Below are 16,619 nucleotides of genomic sequence, written 5' to 3'. Positions count from 1 at the left end.
ATCAGTTCGACTTCAGCTGTTTCTGCATCGCCTGGATCTGATCCCAGTTCTGCAGGCACTGCTGTTCGAACAGCGCGCCGAGATCGGTGCTCTTCAGGTCGCGCCGCTTCATCGCGTAGACATGCTGCGTCAGCTGCGGGATGGCATTGGAATAGGCATCTGGCCATTCCGGATCGCTGTCCAGAATCACCTGTTCCACCTCTTCCTGCTTCACCCGGTCCAGCCGCGCCTGCTGCACCGCGGCCATGACCTGGCCCTGGTATTTGCAGCTTTCTTCTTTGGTTTCAGAAGCATAGGCCGGCGCCGCCAGCAAGGCGGCTGCAAGGGCGATGCGGATCATAGATGCGCTCCGGGAATCAGTTGGTGATCCCCGCAGGTTACCCCCGCGCCGTGACGGCTTCCATCGCTGTTTTCAAATCATGCACAAGCGTTTTTGCCATCGAGCGGAACACCATGATCTGGAACGCCTGCGGCCCGGTGCGGGTCACCGAGGCCATCATGTGCTTCAGTTCCGTCCGCACGGTATGGCCGCGCTTGAAGACGTGCGGGCGCAGATCCACCGGCACCAGCCGCGCCAGCACGTCGCCGGCGCCCGGCCCCTCCAGCCGAACCACTGCCCAGGCGTCGCTCTGATCCGTCAGCGCGGCATGCTCGGCCAGATTGGCGCCGGGCTCCGGCCCCATCAGCAGCGCCATCTCCCGGCCGAACCAGACAGCCCGGCTGCCTGCCTTGCCGGTTGCGCGGTTCACCGCCGGGAAGGCCATGCCATGCGCCGCCTCCAGCGCCTTGCCCAGCGCCTTCTCCTGCCCCTTGAATGGCGCCAAGGCCCACATGCTGCCGGGCTGTTCCTCAGTCAGGCTTATGCCGCCAATGGTTACCGGCAGCAGCCCCTCGCAGGGGCTCTTTGCAATCAAATCAGCCACGGGCACGGTCTCCTTCGGGATCAAAGAACACAGGCGAAACAACCTCGCACAGGGTATCCACACCGCGCATATGATCGACCAGGCGCACGGTCTCGCCAATCCGCTCCGGCCCCTCTTTCAGGAATGCCAGGCCAATCGGATGACCAAGCGTCGGCGAATAGCCGGCCGAGGTCACATAGCCCTGGTCATAAATCCGCTCGACCGGGTCGCCCGGTGTGAACAGATGCGCGCCGGCGGTGATTTCCTTGGCAGCACCAACGGGTTTCAGTCCCACAAGGCGCATCCGGTCTTCGGCCATCAGGCCTTCGCGCGTGGACATGGCCTTGCCCAGGAAATCCTTCTTCTTGGACATCATCCCCTGCAGGCCCAGGTCAAAGGCGGTCACGGTGCCGTTGATCTCGGCGTGCGTGATCAGGCCCTTCTCGATCCGCAGGACATTGAGCGCTTCCATGCCATAGGCGCCGCCGCCCATCGCCTCCGCCCGCTTCAGCAGCTCGCGGTACAGGCTCTCGCCATAGCGCGCAGGCACCGCCACCTCATAGGCATGCTCGCCCGTGAAGGAGATCCGGAACAGCCGCCCCTTGACGCCCAGAACGGTCGCCCCGCCGCAGCCCATGAAGGGCCAGGTCTCACCGTTCACCTCCTCGTCGATCAGCCCGTTCAGCAGTTCCCGCGATTTCGGCCCGGCCACGGCAAACTGCGCCCATTGCTCCGTCACAGAGGTAAAGCGCACGTCCCATTCCGGGTAGAGCACCTGGCTCACGAACTCCATATGCGCCATCACCTGCCCTGCGGCGGCGGTGGTGGTGGTCATGACAAAGTGGTTTTCACCCAGCCGCGCTGTGGTGCCGTCATCCATGACAAAACCGTCTTCGCGCAGCATCAGCCCGTAACGGACCTTGCCCTCCTTCATGGTGCTGAAGGTGTTGGTGTAAAGGAAGTCTAGGAATTTGCCCGCGTCCGGCCCCTGGATGTCGATCTTGCCCAGGGTGGAAACATCGCAGATGCCCACAGCCTTGCGCACCGTGGTCACTTCGCGGTCGCAGGACTGGCGCCAGCTGGTCTCGCCCTGTTTCGGGAAATAGGCAGCGCGGTACCACAGGCCGACCTCCAGCTGATGCGCCCCGCGGGTGTCGCTCTCGCCGTGCGAGGTCAGGAAGCGCTGCGGCTTGAAGCCCTCATCCGTGGCCCCTGCCCCCATCGCCCCCAGCGACACCGGCACAAACGGCGGGCGGAAGGTGGTGGTGCCGGTCTCAGGGATTGTCCGGCCGGTCGCATCCGCCAGCACCGCCAGCGCGGCGACGTTCGAGTTCTTGCCCTGATCGGTCGCCATGCCCTGCGTGGTATAGCGCTTCATATGCTCGACCGAGCGGAAGTTTTCGGTGGCCGCCTGCTTCACATCCTTGACGGTCACGTCGTTCTGGAAGTCGAGCCAGGCGCGGCCCTTGCCCGGCACTGCCCACAGCGCGGCGATGCGGTAGGGTTCGTCCTCCGCCTGCGGCAAGTCCGCGGCCGGGGATTTCAGGCCCAGCGCCTCCAGCACTTTGGCGGCGGCCTCCGCCCCTTCGCGCAACGCGCCTGCGGTGGAGAAGGTGCCGTTGCAGGCGCCCGCCGTGACCATGCCCGGCACCGCGCCTTCGGTTGGCACAAAGGCCAGCGCCTCGCGCGTCCACACCGGCCGGCTGTTCAAATGGCAGGTCAGATGCACAGACGGGTTCCAGCCGCCGGACATCGCCAGGCAGTCGGTCTGGATCTTCTCCTCGCCCCTGACCGAGCGCACGGTGATGCTCTCCAGCCGCTGACGCCCGGCACTGTCACAGACCTGCGCACCCTTGATCACCTGATAGGGGCCCCCATCCGGCGCCTCGTGGCGGCTGTCGATCACCGCCGCGATATGCACACCCGCGTCATGCAGGTCGCGCGCCGTCCGGTGCGCCTGATCGTTGTTGGCAAAGACGGTGACCCGCTCGCCCGGCGCCACCCCCCAGCGGTTCAGATAGGTGCGCACGGCGCCGGCCATCATGATGCCGGGCCGGTCGTTGTTGCGGAACGCCACCGGGCGCTCAATCGCACCCGCTGCCAGCACTGCGTGCTTGGCCGCGATCCGCCAGAAGCATTCGCGCGGCAGATGGCTGCCCTTCAGCGAATGGCGCCGCGGCAGATGGTGCGAGACCCGCTCCAGCGCGCCGTAGGTGCCCTGGTCATAGGCGCCGGTGACGGCAGTGCGGGTCATCAGCCGCACATTGTCCATCGCCTCCAGTTCGGCCAGCACTTCTGCCGCCCACGCATGGCCCGGCTTGCCGCCGATCTCCTCGCGCTCTGCCAGCAGGCGGCCGCCCATGCGGCTGTCTTCCTCTGCCAGGATCACATCCGCCCCGGCACGGCCCGCAGTCAGCGCCGCCATCAGCCCGGCGGGGCCGGAGCCGATCACCAGCACGTCGCAGAACGCAAAGGCCTTCTCATAGCGGTCCTGATCCGCCTGGCCCGACAGCGCGCCAAGGCCTGCCGCGTTGCGGATCAGCGGCTCATAGACCTTCTCCCAGAACGCCGCCGGCCACATGAAGGTCTTGTAATAGAACCCCGCGCCAAAGAACGGCGCCGCCAGGTCATTCAACGCCATCAGATCGCGCTCGACCGTGGGCCAGCAATTCTGGCTGCGCGCCTCCAGCCCCTCGAACAGCTCCTGCTGGGTGGCGCGCACGTTCGGATCCTGCTGGCCGCCGGTGCCGATGGTCACCAGCGCGTTCGGCTCCTCGCTGCCCGCGGTCAGCACCCCGCGCGGGCGGTGGTATTTAAACGACCGCCCCACCAGATGCACGTCATTTGCCAAAAGCGCCGAGGCCAGCGTGTCGCCTTCCAGCCCCATCATGTGGCGGCCGTTGAAGGCGAAGGTGATCGGCTTCGCACCCTGGTTCAGGCCTTTTCCGGGAAGTCTCATTTTTGCCCTCCCAGCCCGGCCTCGGATGCCAGTTGCACCGCCAGGATCTCATGCGTCGCGGTATTGCGGGTGACCTTCAGCCAGGAATTGCAGCCCATCTCGTGATACCACAGCTCATCCAGCGGCCCTGCCGGGTTCTCCCGCAGGTTCACATACTGATGCCAGGCATCCAGATCCTCGCCTTCAGCCGGGCGCACAAGTGCAGCGCCCTTGTAATAGAATTCGCGGCGGTCCCTCTCGCCGCAGAGCGGACAGGTAATTCTCATGACCGGCGCTCCTTCATCTTTGCAAAAATACTCCCGCCGGAGGCATACCCGGCGCGCTTCAAACGCTTAGTGCAGGTTATGCTGCGCACCGGTCCCCTCCTCGTCCATCAGGCCAACGCCGCTGCGGAAGCGGTCGAGCTTGAATTTCGTGGCTGCCCCGTGCGGCCGGTCCGTGGCGATCAGATGCGCATAAACGCTGCCCGATCCCGGTGTTGCCTTGAAGCCGCCGTAACACCAGCCGCAGTTCAGGTAGAGGCCATCAACCGGCGAATGATCAATGATCGGGGAGCCGTCCGGCGTCATGTCCATGATGCCGCCCCAGCTGCGCAACAGCCGCGCCTTGCTGAGCGCAGGCACCATCGCCACAAAACTCTCCATCGTATGCTCCACCATCGGCAGATTGCCCCGCGCAGCGTAGGAACTGTAGAAATCCAGGTAGCTGCCGAACACCATGCCGCCCTTGTCCGACTGGCTGATGTAAAGATGCCCCTCGGCAAAGGTGATCACATGGTCCACGATCGGCTTCAGCCCTTCCGAGACAAAAGCCTGCAGCACATGGCTTTCGATCGGCAGCGTCAGCCCTGCCATCGCCGCAACCTGGCCGGAGCGGCCCGCGGCCGCCAGCGCCACCTTCTTGGCGCGGATCGGGCCGCGCGCGGTCTGCACGCCCACCACCTTGCCGTTCTCGACGTCGATGCCGGTCACTTCGCAGTTCTGGATCAGGTCCACCCCGCGCATGTCGGCAGCGCGGGCATAGCCCCAGGCGACCGCGTCATGGCGCGCGGTGCCAGCCCGGCGCTGCATCAGGCCGCCCATGATCGGAAAGCGGGCATTGTCGAAGTTCAGGAACGGCGCCAGCTCGCGCACACGCTCCCGGCTTAGGATCTCTGCGTCATCCCCCTGGTTGACGATGGAATTGCCCCGGCGCACGGCGGCGTCGCGCTGGCCGTCGTTGTGGAACAGATTGATGATGCCGCGCTGGGACATCATCGCGTTATAATTGAGGTCCTGCTCCATCCCTTCCCAGAGCCGCAAGGAATGGGAATAGAACTCCGAGTTGCCCGGCAGGTAGTAGTTTGCCCGGACAATGGTGGTATTGCGACCGACGTTGCCGCCGCCAAGGTAGCCCTTCTCCAGCACCGCGACATTGGTGATGCCATGCTCCTTGGCCAGGTAAAAAGCGGTTGCCAGCCCGTGGCCGCCGCCGCCGATGATCACCACGTCATATTCGGATTTGGGTTCAGGGTCCCGCCAGTGGGGCTTCCACCCCTTGTTTCCGGTGAGCCCCTCGCGAAGCACACGCCAGCCCGAAAACCGCATGTCATCCCTCCCCGTCAAATCACTTCCGCCGCCCGGCAAAATTCAACCCGGGCCTTGGCGGCATTGCTATCCGCTTTCGCGTGCTGCTCCTAGCCCCAAGGCTTGTTTTGCGGCACTTCAGCACGGCTTTGCCGCAAATCACATGAACTGATCACTTGTGTCTAGTTCTATTTGCGACGGCAGATGACGTATTGTGAACCGGCTGCAGAAAAACAGGGCGGAGAGTTTCCCCTCCGCCCCGGCAGACATTTTTCAAAGTTGCGCCCTGTCAAAGACCCTTGGCGTGGTAGCTCTTGGCGACCTTGTCGATCGACACCAGATAGGCCGCGGTGCGCAGGTCGGTCACGTCATCGCGGCTGTGCCAGACTTCGCGCATCGACTGGTAAGCCGCCCGCATGGTGTCATCCAAGCCGGAGCGCACCAGCTCCAGCTCGCCCGCCCCCTTCAGGTACTTGTCCTTGAAGTCCGGCGACATCGACCAAGTATCGCCCATCACATCATCCAGGCGCTGCAGCTCGTCGATCACCAGCTGGTGGCGCGCCTCTTCCTGGCGGCGCTGCATGCGGCCGAAGCGGATATGGCTGAGGTTCTTTACCCATTCAAAGTAGGAGACAGTCACACCGCCCGCGTTGGCATACATGTCCGGAATGATCACGCAGCCCTTTTTGCGCAGGATCTCATCCGCGCCGGCGGTGACAGGACCGTTTGCGGCCTCGATGATCAGCGGCGCCTTGACACGTTCGGCATTGGAAAGGTTGATCACCCCCTCCAGCGCAGCGGGGATCAGGATCTCGCATTCTTCTTCCAGCAGCTGGCTGCCGTCCTCCACGAACTGCGCATCCGGGTAGCCTGACACGCCGCCGTGCTTGACGATCCAGTTGCGCACTGCCTCCACGTCGAGGCCGTCGACGCTGAAAAGCCCGCCGTCACGCTCAATGATACCGGTGATACGCGCGCCGTCTTCCTCGGACAGGAACTTGGCTGCGTGGTAACCCACGTTGCCGAGGCCCTGGACGATAATCCGCTTGCCATCCAGCTTCCCGGCAAGCCCAGCGGCAGCCTTGTCCTCTTCATAGCGGAAGAACTCGCGCAGGGCGTATTGCACCCCGCGGCCTGTCGCCTCCACCCGGCCCGAGATGCCGCCCGCGTTCAGCGGCTTGCCGGTGACGCAGGCCTTGGCGTTGATATCGGTGGTATTCATGCGCGCGTACTGGTCTGCAATCCAGGCCATCTCGCGCTCGCCGGTGCCCATGTCGGGCGCAGGCACGTTCTGCGACGGGTTGATCAGGTCGCGCTTGGCCAGCTCATAGGCAAAGCGGCGGGTGATCAGCTCCAGCTCATGCTCCTCGTATTCGCGGGGATCAATGCACAAGCCCCCCTTGGAGCCGCCGAACGGCGCCTCCACCAGGGCGCATTTGTAGGTCATCAGCGCCGCCAGCGCCTCCACCTCGTCCTGATTGACGCCGGTGGCATAGCGAATGCCGCCCTTTACCGGCTCCATGTGTTCCGAATGCACTGAGCGGTAGCCGGTGAACGTATGCATGGAACCGCGCAGGCGCACACCGAACCGCACCGTGTAAGTCGCGTTGCAGACCCTGATCTTCTCTTCCAGCCCTGGCGGCAGGTCCATCAGCTTGACGGCCCGGTTGTACATCAGGTCCACGCTCTCGCGGAAGCTCGGCTCTGTGCGGATGGTCATTTAAAATCATCTCCGTGCTCAAACATCGACTCGCTGCCGATGGCCCCCTCACTCTATGCAGAGTTACCGGGGGAGTGCGACCTTTTTGACCCTTTCCGGCCAAAAAGATTCGTATCTTAGAAACTGATGCGCGATTCGCTATTTATGGGGAGGCGATTGTCCCCGGCAGCGCAACAACACCGGAATGCGCCCATCTACTGAAAACCCAACCGGTGGCAATTGGAGATATTGCGGCTCAATCCCGCCCCAATTCCGCCACCTTTACCAAGCATTAATAAGTGTAAATTCCGCTGCGAAAGCCGTGCTGACCCGTTCCCAAGCCGGCAGGGGGTATTCAGATGAGTATGCGTCACAAAAGTTCCACAGCACTTGCCAATCCGCTGATGCGGCGATGCCTGGCAAAGGTAAAGGGGTTCCTCAGGGAAGAGGACGGCGTGCTTGCCAACCAGGCCCTTCTTACTCTCCTTGCCATGCTTTCCATCGGCGGCATCGGGATCGACCTGATGCGGCTGGAACGCGACCGGACGCATCTGCAGTACACCCTCGATCGCGCGGTTCTGGCCGCGGCGGACCTTGATCAGCAGAAGACTCCGGATGCGGTGGTCTTGGACTATCTCTCCAAATCGGGACTGGCGGAACACTATACGACCCCTTGGTGGGAATCCGGGCTTGGCTTCAAGAAAGTGCAGGCCACAATCAACTCCGAATTTCCAGCGCACTGGCTGAATTTTGCTGTCGGTCTTTCCGGCGCCCCAGGTCTCGCCGAAAGCGCTGAAACAGCCCCGAGTGAAATTGACATCCCTCTTTATGCCACTTCGCGCGCGGAGGAGAGCATCGACGGGGTGGAAATCTCGCTGGTGCTCGACGTGTCCGGCTCAATGACCCGCAACAGCCGGCTTACCAACCTGAAAGTCGCAGCCAAAGACTTTGTCGACACCATGGTGGCCAATACCACCGACGGCAAAATGTCGATGTCGATTGTGCCCTATGCAACGCAGGTCTCGATTCCGCAAGAGCTGTACGATCAGTACAACATTTCGACGCCCGGCAGCACGATCTACTCGCGCTGTGTCAATTTCTCTGGATCAGACTTTCAATCGACGTCACTGTCGCTCACCTCGGAACTGGAAGGCACCATGCACTTCACGCCGTGGGACAGCAGGACCCGGGACAATAGGACTTATTACGATCCGTCCCGTCTGATCAGCACCCCGGTTTGCGAGGACGACCCAAGACGGGAAATCCTGCCGCTTCAGAAAGACGCAACACTGCTCAAAGACTTTATTGACGACCTATGGGGCGGCGGCAACACATCGATCGACATCGGTATGAAATGGGGCACTACCCTGCTGGACCCATCAGCGCGCCCCGCAGTCAACGCGCTAAGCGTGAGCGGAGACGTGCCAAATGACTTTTCAGCGCGTCCGTCGGCGTACACCGACACCGACACGGTCAAGGTCATCGTTCTGATGACCGACGGTCAGAACACCTCTCAGTACTATGTCGAAAGCGATCACAGGGAAGGTGATTCCAACGTCTGGTTCACGACCACGGATGAGGGGACCGAAGTTTACTCCACTCTCAATCCGTCCAGCGGCCAATACTATTGGCATTTGCCCTACGGCGCCCGCTGGGAAGATCACCCGTTTGGTACAGGAACAGAGTGGTATCGCAATTGCTACGGCTGCAGCTGGAAACAGGAATCCGGCTCGGCTGCACGTCTGGCGTATTCTGATCTCTTTGCGTACACGTCTCTGAAGTATCTGTACTACAGCCTCTACGGCGATTGGATGAGCTCTGCAAAATCCACGTGGTACTATGGCGTCTACGACTACTACAGCAATTCGACCAAGAACGCCCGCACCCGCAGTATCTGCCAGGCAGCCAAGGACGAAGGCATCATTGTCTATACAATCGGTTTCGAAGCACCGAGCGATGGCGTTGCTGTGCTACAAGACTGCGCCAGCTCTGACTCTCACTACTTCGATGTGCAAGGACTGGAGATCAGCGACGCTTTTGCTTCTATCGCAACCTCCATCCGCCAGCTGAGGCTGACCCAATGATTTGTTCCATGAAAAATGCTCTACGCCGGTTCCGGCAGCGTGAGGACGGCAGCTTCACCGTGGAATGGGTCGTCGTTTTCCCCTTCTTCATGGTGGTTCTGATGTCCACCGTCGAACTGGGCATGATCAACCTCCGCCATTCTCAGTTGGAGCGCGCTTTGGACCAGTCGGTGCGAGACATCCGCCTGAACACCGGTGCCAACAAGGATCACGAGCAGATCCGGGACGAAATCTGCACGCTTTCCGGCTTCATTGACGAATGTGAAACGTCGCTCAGGCTGGAGATGGTGCAGATTGATCCGTTCAACTGGGCGCCCGTCGACCCTGATCCGGATTGCGTAGACAGTATCGAAGATCCTAAGCCCGTTCGAAAATTCGAACATGGTCAATCCAATGATCTGATGCTGGTCCGTGCTTGCATGACGTTCAAACCGATCTTCCCGACTTGGGGTTTGGGAAAAGATCTGAACAAGGACGGCGATGGCCGCATCAGCCTGGTTGCGTCATCCGCCTTCGTCCAGGAACCGAGGTAACACCATGCTGTATCTTCTCTTCCGCTTTCAGTCCCAGCACCTGCCTGGATCCGTCCGCAGTTTCGCGAAGGAAACCCGGGGGAGCGTGACCCTCGAGTTTGCCCTTTACGCCCCTTTGCTGGTGACTTCGTTTTTGACGATCTACACTCTGTTTGACGGTTTTCGCCGGGACAGCGTGAACCTCAAGGCCGCCTACACGGTCTCTGACCTGATCTCGCGCGAGACTACGGCAATCAATGACGACTACCTGGACAGCATGTACGAAATGGCCAAGCTGCTGATCCGTCAGGATTCGCAATTGGGTCTGCGGGTGTCGGTGGTGCATTGGGACGACGCCGACGACAAATACTATGTTGACTGGTCCGAAGTACGCGGAACATCAAATACAACCTGGACTGACGTGACAATTAACACCGTATCTGAAAAATTGCCGGATATGCCAGACCAAGAGCGCGTTATCCTGGTTGAAACCTTCAACGAAATGGAGCCGGCATTCGATATCGGTCTGCCGACGTTCAACATAGACAACTTTGTCTTCACCCGTCCGCGCTTTGCCCCGCTAGTTGCCTTCGAAGGCAGCGCCACAGGCGGCGGCAGCCATGATGATGGCGGAGATGGGACCGACTGAAATGCTGTGATCAGCCCTGGCCGCGCTGCATCAGCATCGCGGCCAGAATTTCTGACATCGCCTTGCCCTGCGATCCCGGCGTCACCCCGCCAATGCCGATCCGGCGGCCGGACCGCCACCACAACCCCGGCATCCAGGCCCTGCGGCCTTGGGTGCCGGTGCGGATCAGGAAACCGTTGGACGGCTTGAAGGCAAAGAAGCCGCGGTCGATGGCTTCGATATCCTCCACCCGCGCGATCACCTGCCCGTCCGAGCAGCGCAGCTCTTCTGCCGTCAATTCGATCCGGTGGACAGTTGCCTGCCACATCCGCACCGCCAGCCACAGCGCGGCAGTGCCGACTGCAACCAGGAACACCAGCCAGGCAGGCGACGGCGGCGCGGCAAAGGCGACGTAGACCAGCAGCCCCCCCGTCAGCCCAAGCATCGCCGTTCCCATGACACGCCGGCCGGCCGAGGCCTCAATCGTGGCCAGAACTTCCTTGCTCATTCGCTGCTCCCCTTTGCTGCCCTGCCGGGCATAGACCGGATCGGCAAAAGAAAACAGCCCCCGGCGCACCGGGGGCTGAATGCAGCCGTGCAGTTTGGGGAAACTTATTCCGCAGCAGCGCGGCGCACGACTACCTCGTAGCCCGGCTCTTCCGGTTCGTCGTCGATCAGTTCCTGCGGGAAACCCGGCGCAGTGATCGACAGGCCGGTTGCCTCCTCCAGCCGCTCGATCATCCGGTCAGACTGCGCCCGCTCGCCATAGCGGCGCTGGCCGTCCTTCATCATCTCGATCATCAGGGGCGACAGCTCCAGCGGCACGTTGTGGCGGTCGGCCAGGGTCTGGAACAGGCCGATGTCCTTCATCACCAGATCCATGGTGAAATTCACATCGCGCGAACCCGACAGGATCAGCTGGCTTTCGGTCTCATGCGCAAAGGAGGTGCCCGACGACATCGAGATCGCCTCGAATGTCATTCCCAGATCCATGCCGCAGGCCTTCATCACCGTCAGCGCTTCCATGACTGCCAGCAGGTTCAGGTTGGCCAGGTAGTTGGTCATCACTTTGAGGGTGGAGGAGTTGCCGATCTCCCCCACATGCAGGATGCGGCGGCCCATGGTGGTCAGGATCGGCAAGATGCGGTCGAAGGTCGCGCGCTCGCAGCCTGCGTAGATCGAGATATTTCCGGTATCGGCGCGGTGGCAGCCGCCGGAGACCGGGCAGTCGACCGGCTCGCCGCCGCGCTCGACGATCAGGGCGCCGAGGCGTTTCACCTCTTCCACGTCGGTGGTGGACATTTCCATCCAGATCTTGCCGGGTTTCACATGCGGCAGCATCTCTGTGACCACCGCATCAGAGGCCGCCGGGCTGGGCAAGCAGGTGATCACCGCATCGCAGTCCTGCATCATCTGTGCCGGGCTGCCGCCTGCCTTGGCGCCGCGCGCCACGAATTTTTCAACCAGCGCCGCGTCCAGGTCATGCACAGCCACATCCAACCCGTTGCGCACCAGGCTGCCCGCCAGCTTGCCGCCAACATTGCCGAGGCCGATGAAGCCGATCTTCATATCCGTTTTCATGTCCCGTTTCTCCTCCCGGGGTGATCGCTTGCGAAATGGCTAGCTTGACCCAAGGCAAAACAAAAACGAATAATAACACGTCCTGACCCACAAATTTTTTGCAACACAATGTCCGATCTGCCCAACCTCGTCTGGCTGCGCGCCTTTGAGGCCGCCGCCCGCCTGCACAGCTTCACCGCTGCCGCTGATGAGCTGGGCCTGACCCAGGCCGCTGTCAGCCACCAAGTCCGCAGCCTGGAGAAAAGCTTTGGCATCACCCTGTTCATCCGCCGCGCCCGGCATCTGGAGCTGACGCAGCTGGGGCACGCCTACTACCCCTCGGTAGCGCAGGCGCTGACCGACATTGCCTACTCCACGCGCGGGCTGCTGGGGCATGCGCAGACCCGGACCGTGACCCTGCGGGCGCCGGTCTCGACCGCGGTCCTGTGGGTGGCGCCGCGGCTGGGGGCCTTCCACGCGGCGCACCCGCATATCCGCATCCGTCTGATCTCTGCCGTCTGGGCCGACAGCACCCAGGACGAGGACGTGGATATCGACCTGCGGCTGGGGCCGTCCGGCTGGTTCGACCGCCGCGCGCATCTGCTGGCTACCGAAAGCGTGATTCCGGTGGCGCAGCCGCAGCTGGCGGAGCAGCTGAAATCGGTGGATCAGCTGTTCGGCCAGACGCTGATTCACATCCACGGCTACCAGGACCACTGGCTGCGCCTGTCGGAGCAGGCGGGCGTGCCGCTCAAGGACCGCTCCGCACCGCTTTATGTCGACACCTCATTGGCGGCGATCGAGATGGCAGCCTCCGGCGCCGGCGTGGCCATGCTGATGCGCCGCTATGCCGAACTGCCGCTATCGCTGGGCCGGCTGGCGCCTGTGGCGGGCGCGGAGATCCCGATGGGCCAGGGCCACTACCTGATGCCCGCCGCCGGCGAAGCCCCCAACAGCGCTGAGGTTGCGATGGTGCGGGACTGGGTCGTCTCCTTGTTTTGTTAAGAAAAGCCTCCGGCGCGTCTTGCCCGGCGGCTTGACGACGGATACCGTCCGCCCATGCCCTGGCCACAGAACACCCCGCCCCAGCGCGACGGCGACGCAGCCGCGGGAATCGAAGTCACCGACTGTTTCGAGCGGTTCTCGCAACGCAACGACATCTTCACCCGCGCCTTCTGGGATGACCGGGTAAAGTCCAAGCACACAGCGAAATTCTTCTCCTCCTACCGGATGGAAGCGGCGCCCCGGCGCGGCGACGGGTTTACACAGCGCGACTTTGCCCTGCGCAATGCGGCCTGGCTGATTTCCGACGTGGTCTCCTCACGGCGGGCGCACGAGGGCATCCGCGAAGGGTTCCAGGCCGCCATCCGCCCGGACACCCCGGTGGCCAAGGATGCCCTGGAGATCGACGACCCGGCAAAGATGTCCGCCGAGGTGAAGCGCATCGCCAAATTCTTCGGTGCCAACCTCTGCGGTATCACCGATCTGGATGAACGCTGGCTTTACACCGCCCGCGTCGATGCCCGCGACATGTCCGAAGCGCCGCATGATCTGCCAGACGGGCTGACCAGCGTGATCGTGCTGGGCCATGAGATGGACAAGGAGCTGGTTGCCACCTACCCCTCGGCGCTGGCAGGCGCTGCGACGGGGCGGGAATACAGCCACGAGGCCTCCATCGTGATGCAGCTTGCCGCCTATATCCGCAACCTGGGGTATGAGGCGGTGCCGTCAATGAATGACACCGGGCTGGTGATCCCCTACGCCGTGAAGGCAGGCCTCGGCGAATACGCGCGCAACCAGATGGTGATCACACCCGAGTATGGGCCGCGCCTCAGGTTCTCCAAGATATTCACCAATCTGCCGCTCTCCCATGATGGGCCGCAGCCGCTGGGTGTGAAAGAGTTCTGCAACATCTGCACCAAATGCGCCGACGCCTGCCCGGTCAGGGCGCTGCCCTATGGGCCGCCCTCCACCGAAACTGCCAATGTCTCGGCAATCAAAGGTGTAAGGAAATGGACCTCTGACGCCGAGAAATGTTTTTCCTTCTGGGCCAAGATGTCCTCGGACTGCGCCATATGCATGCGGGTCTGCCCGTTCAACCGCGACTATTCCAAGCGCCGGAACCGGCTGTGGCTGAAACTGGCGCTGGGACCGCTGCGCAAGCTGGCACTGCGGCTGGCCGGAAGCCATGGCGGCCGCAGAAAGCCGTCTGAATGGTGGCAGCAAGCCGCCGGAGGAAAGCAATAGCCCGCGCCGCCGTGAACAAGCGCCGGGCGGGGCCTCAGGATGACAGCAGCGGAAGCGCAAACACCTCCTCCTCTGTCTGCAGCCCCTTGAGGCTTTGCGCCCCCAGCGAACGCCCTTCCAGCCCCGCCCTCTGCCGGAACTCGGACGACACCAGCAGCGGTTCGCCCAGGGGGCCGCACAGCCCCGCCACCCGCGCCGCCAGGTTCACGTCGCGCCCGATCACGGTGTAGTCGAGCCGCATGCCGGAGCCCACATTGCCAAAGGCCACTTCGCCAAAATGCAGGGCGATGCCAACATCGAATTGCGGCGCAGCGGTACGGGCCGCAACCCGTGCCAACGCTTCCCGGGAGGCGCCCAGCGCCCGGGCACAGGTCTGCGCCCCGTCCTCCTCATCCCGGAAAACCGCAAGGACGCCGTCACCTATGAATTTCAGCACTTCCCCGCCGGCCGCCTCGATGGGCGGCACGATGCAATCGTAATAGGCATTGAGCAGCCCGGTGGCGCCTTCGGCGCTCATGCCTGCTGTCAGTTCGGTAAACCGTCGCATGTCGGCAAACAGGATGGCAGAGCGGATCCGCATCACCTCGCCCCGGCGCACGTCGCCCGACAGGATCCGCCGCTGCGGCTCCTCGCCGGCGTAGATCCTCAGCACCTCCTGCATGGCCCGGGCCGTGGCGAGCAACTCCTGGCAGGCCGCCATCGCCGGAAGCACGGCGCGCAGAAACAGGAGGTCATCCTGCGAAAACCCCTGCGGCTCGCGGGTGGCAAAGCTGAAGATGCCCGCGGTGCCGATCGCCATGAACACCGGTGCCATGATGTAGTGGGTATACCCTTCTGCCTTCAGGTCCGGAACGATCCCGTAGCGGTCGTCCGGCGTGTCCGGCAGCCACAGCACCACCCATTCTCCGGTCCGGTGCACATCGGCAGCGGGGGAACGCGCGTAGCCGTCGCCGCTATCGGCGTTGAACGGAAACAACTCGCTGCGGGTGCCTTGCCCGTGTTCCCAGAAGCGGGCGCTGGCAACCGCCTCCGCGTGCAGCAGCTGCACGATGGAGGCCGCCCGCTGCAAGGGCACCCCCGCAGCCCGGATCAGGCTGCACATCTTTTCCAGCACCTTGTCCGGGTCCTTGGCCGCCCGCCCCTCCCCCAGCATATAGGAGATCAGGCGCACCGCCGCGCCGCGCCGGTCCGGCGGCAAGCGGAGTAAAAGATCGGGAGCATCCGTCATATGCACAGGCTACGCCGGCTGCTCCGCACCCGGCAACAGGGAAGCTCCCGCCCGTCCTTGGCGCCTGCGGCACCGCGTCCCGTTGGGCCGGGCAGCCCTGCGGGCTGCTCCGCATTCTGTTCACCCGCGCACAGGGCGCGTGAAACCACCCTGGTTTCCCCGCTGCTCCGCACAACCTATCTTAACGGCACACACCGTTCACAGGAGGCAGGCAAATGTCCCTTAGACCCATCCTCGAAACCCGCCCGGCGCAGCCGCATACCGAGGGCGCGGGCGTCAAACTGCACCGCGCCTTCGGCTTTCAGGACCCGTCGGAACTGGACCCGTTCCTGCTGTTCGACGACTTCCGCAACAATAATCCGGAGGACTACTTGCGCGGCTTCCCCTGGCACCCGCACCGCGGCATCGAGACCATCACCTATGTGCTGGCAGGCACGGTCGAACACGGTGACTCGCTGGGCAATGAAGGCACCTTGGGCGCAGGCGACGTGCAGTGGATGACTGCGGGATCGGGCATTCTGCATCAGGAGATGCCCGCGGGCAATGCCAAGGGCCAGATGCACGGCTTCCAGCTGTGGGGCAACCTGCCCGCCAGCCAGAAGATGACCGCGCCGCGCTACCAGGACATCAAGGGCACCGAAATCCCTGAGATCATCGACGATGACGGCACCCGGGTGAAGGTGATTGCCGGCGATTTCTGGGGCAAGCGCGGGTTGGTCGACGGCATCGCCGCCGACCCGCAGTATCTGGACGTCTTCATCCCGGCAGGAGTGAAAAAGACTCTGCCGATCGACACCTACCGCCGGGCCTTTGCCTATGTGTTCGAAGGTGAAGCGGCCTTTGCCGATGCCTCCGCCCCGCAAGGCGTGCTGCTGGAGAAGGAAGTCGCAGGCCAGGAAGTTAACATCCGCGACCTGTCCGGCGACCGCACCCTGATCCGCTTTGGCTCCGGCGATGAGATCACTGTGCAGGCCGGTCCCGAGGGCGTGCGCTTCCTGCTGATCTCCGGCGCGCCGATCAACGAGCCGGTGGCCTGGCACGGGCCGATCGTAATGAACACGCAGGCCGAACTGCACCAAGCCTTCCGCGACCTGCGCAACGGCACATTCATCAAGCCCGCGCACTGACCGGGAAAGCCGGTGCCCACTTTTCCCTGTGCGCGGCGCATCAAGCCCGCGCACCGGACGGGAAAACCGGTGCCCACTTTTCCCTGTGCGCGGCGCATCAAGCCCGCG

Annotated in this window: 15 protein-coding genes; 6 read left to right on the top strand and 9 right to left on the bottom strand. The window is 63.1% G+C overall.

Going from position 1 to position 16,619, the window contains the following annotated elements; translation table 11 throughout:
* Position 1: 1 nt before the first annotated feature.
* The 6 genes from LHL23_RS09075 to LHL23_RS09050 all read right to left on the bottom strand — a co-directional run bounded on the left by LHL23_RS09075 (position 2) and on the right by LHL23_RS09050 (position 7,146).
* Entirely contained in the window at positions 2–340 is a 339-nt protein-coding gene (locus tag LHL23_RS09075) for a hypothetical protein (protein WP_222480873.1), read from the bottom strand.
* Positions 341–377: 37 nt separating this feature from the next.
* Positions 378–923, bottom strand: a complete 546-nt coding sequence (locus LHL23_RS09070; protein ID WP_226429613.1) for a sarcosine oxidase subunit gamma — start codon at positions 921–923, stop codon at positions 378–380.
* A complete protein-coding gene (locus LHL23_RS09065) occupies positions 916–3,861 on the bottom strand; it encodes a sarcosine oxidase subunit alpha family protein (protein WP_226429612.1) in 2,946 nt (981 codons plus the stop codon). The genes LHL23_RS09070 and LHL23_RS09065 overlap by 8 nt, the downstream gene beginning before the upstream one ends.
* On the bottom strand, positions 3,858–4,127 hold the full coding sequence (locus tag LHL23_RS09060; protein WP_222480867.1) for a sarcosine oxidase subunit delta: 270 nt from the start codon (positions 4,125–4,127) through the stop codon (positions 3,858–3,860). Before LHL23_RS09060 ends, LHL23_RS09065 begins: the two co-directional genes overlap by 4 nt.
* A 66-nt stretch (positions 4,128–4,193) precedes the next feature.
* The gene (locus LHL23_RS09055; RefSeq protein ID WP_226429611.1) at positions 4,194–5,447 is read right to left on the bottom strand and encodes a sarcosine oxidase subunit beta family protein; all 1,254 of its coding nucleotides are present in this window, start codon (positions 5,445–5,447) and stop codon (positions 4,194–4,196) included.
* Between the two features lie 268 nt (positions 5,448–5,715).
* On the bottom strand, positions 5,716–7,146 hold the full coding sequence (locus LHL23_RS09050; RefSeq protein WP_222480862.1) for a Glu/Leu/Phe/Val family dehydrogenase: 1,431 nt from the start codon (positions 7,144–7,146) through the stop codon (positions 5,716–5,718).
* 338 nt (positions 7,147–7,484) lie between these two features.
* On the opposite strand from LHL23_RS09050, the gene LHL23_RS09045 reads away from it, so the two are divergent.
* From LHL23_RS09045 to LHL23_RS09035, 3 genes are read left to right on the top strand one after another with little or no spacing between them, the layout of a single operon-like run.
* Positions 7,485–9,209 (top strand): Tad domain-containing protein, encoded by a 1,725-nt coding sequence (locus LHL23_RS09045; RefSeq protein ID WP_226429610.1) that lies wholly within the window; start codon positions 7,485–7,487, stop codon positions 9,207–9,209.
* 8 nt (positions 9,210–9,217) lie between these two features.
* Positions 9,218–9,742 (top strand): TadE/TadG family type IV pilus assembly protein, encoded by a 525-nt coding sequence (locus tag LHL23_RS09040; protein ID WP_226429609.1) that lies wholly within the window; start codon positions 9,218–9,220, stop codon positions 9,740–9,742.
* Positions 9,743–9,746: 4 nt separating this feature from the next.
* Positions 9,747–10,370, top strand: a complete 624-nt coding sequence (locus tag LHL23_RS09035) for a TadE/TadG family type IV pilus assembly protein (protein ID WP_226429608.1) — start codon at positions 9,747–9,749, stop codon at positions 10,368–10,370.
* A gap of 10 nt (positions 10,371–10,380) precedes the next feature.
* Here LHL23_RS09035 and LHL23_RS09030 read toward each other — a convergent pair whose 3' ends face one another.
* Positions 10,381–10,857, bottom strand: coding sequence for a hypothetical protein (locus LHL23_RS09030; RefSeq protein ID WP_226429607.1), 477 nt, complete (start codon positions 10,855–10,857; stop codon positions 10,381–10,383).
* 104 nt (positions 10,858–10,961) lie between these two features.
* Positions 10,962–11,918, bottom strand: coding sequence for an NAD(P)-dependent oxidoreductase (locus tag LHL23_RS09025; protein ID WP_226429731.1), 957 nt, complete (start codon positions 11,916–11,918; stop codon positions 10,962–10,964).
* A 120-nt stretch (positions 11,919–12,038) separates the two neighbouring features.
* Here LHL23_RS09025 and LHL23_RS09020 point away from each other — a divergent pair, with 120 nt between their 5' ends.
* Together LHL23_RS09020 and LHL23_RS09015 are read left to right on the top strand one after the other, a co-directional pair.
* The gene (locus tag LHL23_RS09020) at positions 12,039–12,914 is read left to right on the top strand and encodes a LysR family transcriptional regulator (protein ID WP_222480852.1); all 876 of its coding nucleotides are present in this window, start codon (positions 12,039–12,041) and stop codon (positions 12,912–12,914) included.
* A 54-nt stretch (positions 12,915–12,968) separates the two neighbouring features.
* A complete protein-coding gene (locus tag LHL23_RS09015) occupies positions 12,969–14,156 on the top strand; it encodes a 4Fe-4S double cluster binding domain-containing protein (RefSeq protein ID WP_226429606.1) in 1,188 nt (395 codons plus the stop codon).
* 34 nt (positions 14,157–14,190) lie between these two features.
* Here LHL23_RS09015 and LHL23_RS09010 read toward each other — a convergent pair whose 3' ends face one another.
* Positions 14,191–15,384: an adenylate/guanylate cyclase domain-containing protein gene (locus LHL23_RS09010; RefSeq protein WP_226429605.1), complete on the bottom strand. Its 1,194-nt coding sequence runs from the start codon at positions 15,382–15,384 to the stop codon at positions 14,191–14,193.
* 215 nt (positions 15,385–15,599) lie between these two features.
* Between LHL23_RS09010 and LHL23_RS09005 the strand changes: the two genes are divergently transcribed.
* Positions 15,600–16,511 carry a pirin family protein gene (locus LHL23_RS09005; RefSeq protein ID WP_226429604.1) on the top strand — a complete coding sequence of 304 codons (912 nt, stop codon included), beginning with the start codon at positions 15,600–15,602 and terminating at the stop codon, positions 16,509–16,511.
* Positions 16,512–16,619: the final 108 nt, after the last annotated feature.

The sequence above is a fragment of the Leisingera sp. McT4-56 genome (assembly GCF_020514995.1).
GTDB lineage: Bacteria > Pseudomonadota > Alphaproteobacteria > Rhodobacterales > Rhodobacteraceae > Leisingera > Leisingera aquaemixtae_A.
Note: the sequence above shows the minus strand (reverse complement) of the source record. Positions and strands in the feature narration are given on the sequence as shown.

Coding starts and splice junctions, on each gene's coding strand:
- LHL23_RS09015 (WP_226429606.1), top strand. CDS start 12,969: ATGCCCTGGCCACAGAACACCCCGCCCCAGCGCGACGGCGACGCAGCC.
- LHL23_RS09025 (WP_226429731.1), bottom strand. CDS start 11,918: ATGAAGATCGGCTTCATCGGCCTCGGCAATGTTGGCGGCAAGCTGGCG.
- LHL23_RS09055 (WP_226429611.1), bottom strand. CDS start 5,447: ATGCGGTTTTCGGGCTGGCGTGTGCTTCGCGAGGGGCTCACCGGAAAC.
- LHL23_RS09035 (WP_226429608.1), top strand. CDS start 9,747: ATGCTGTATCTTCTCTTCCGCTTTCAGTCCCAGCACCTGCCTGGATCC.
- LHL23_RS09075 (WP_222480873.1), bottom strand. CDS start 340: ATGATCCGCATCGCCCTTGCAGCCGCCTTGCTGGCGGCGCCGGCCTAT.
- LHL23_RS09030 (WP_226429607.1), bottom strand. CDS start 10,857: ATGAGCAAGGAAGTTCTGGCCACGATTGAGGCCTCGGCCGGCCGGCGT.
- LHL23_RS09010 (WP_226429605.1), bottom strand. CDS start 15,384: ATGACGGATGCTCCCGATCTTTTACTCCGCTTGCCGCCGGACCGGCGC.
- LHL23_RS09005 (WP_226429604.1), top strand. CDS start 15,600: ATGTCCCTTAGACCCATCCTCGAAACCCGCCCGGCGCAGCCGCATACC.
- LHL23_RS09040 (WP_226429609.1), top strand. CDS start 9,218: ATGAAAAATGCTCTACGCCGGTTCCGGCAGCGTGAGGACGGCAGCTTC.
- LHL23_RS09060 (WP_222480867.1), bottom strand. CDS start 4,127: ATGAGAATTACCTGTCCGCTCTGCGGCGAGAGGGACCGCCGCGAATTC.
- LHL23_RS09050 (WP_222480862.1), bottom strand. CDS start 7,146: ATGACCATCCGCACAGAGCCGAGCTTCCGCGAGAGCGTGGACCTGATG.
- LHL23_RS09045 (WP_226429610.1), top strand. CDS start 7,485: ATGAGTATGCGTCACAAAAGTTCCACAGCACTTGCCAATCCGCTGATG.
- LHL23_RS09020 (WP_222480852.1), top strand. CDS start 12,039: ATGTCCGATCTGCCCAACCTCGTCTGGCTGCGCGCCTTTGAGGCCGCC.
- LHL23_RS09065 (WP_226429612.1), bottom strand. CDS start 3,861: ATGAGACTTCCCGGAAAAGGCCTGAACCAGGGTGCGAAGCCGATCACC.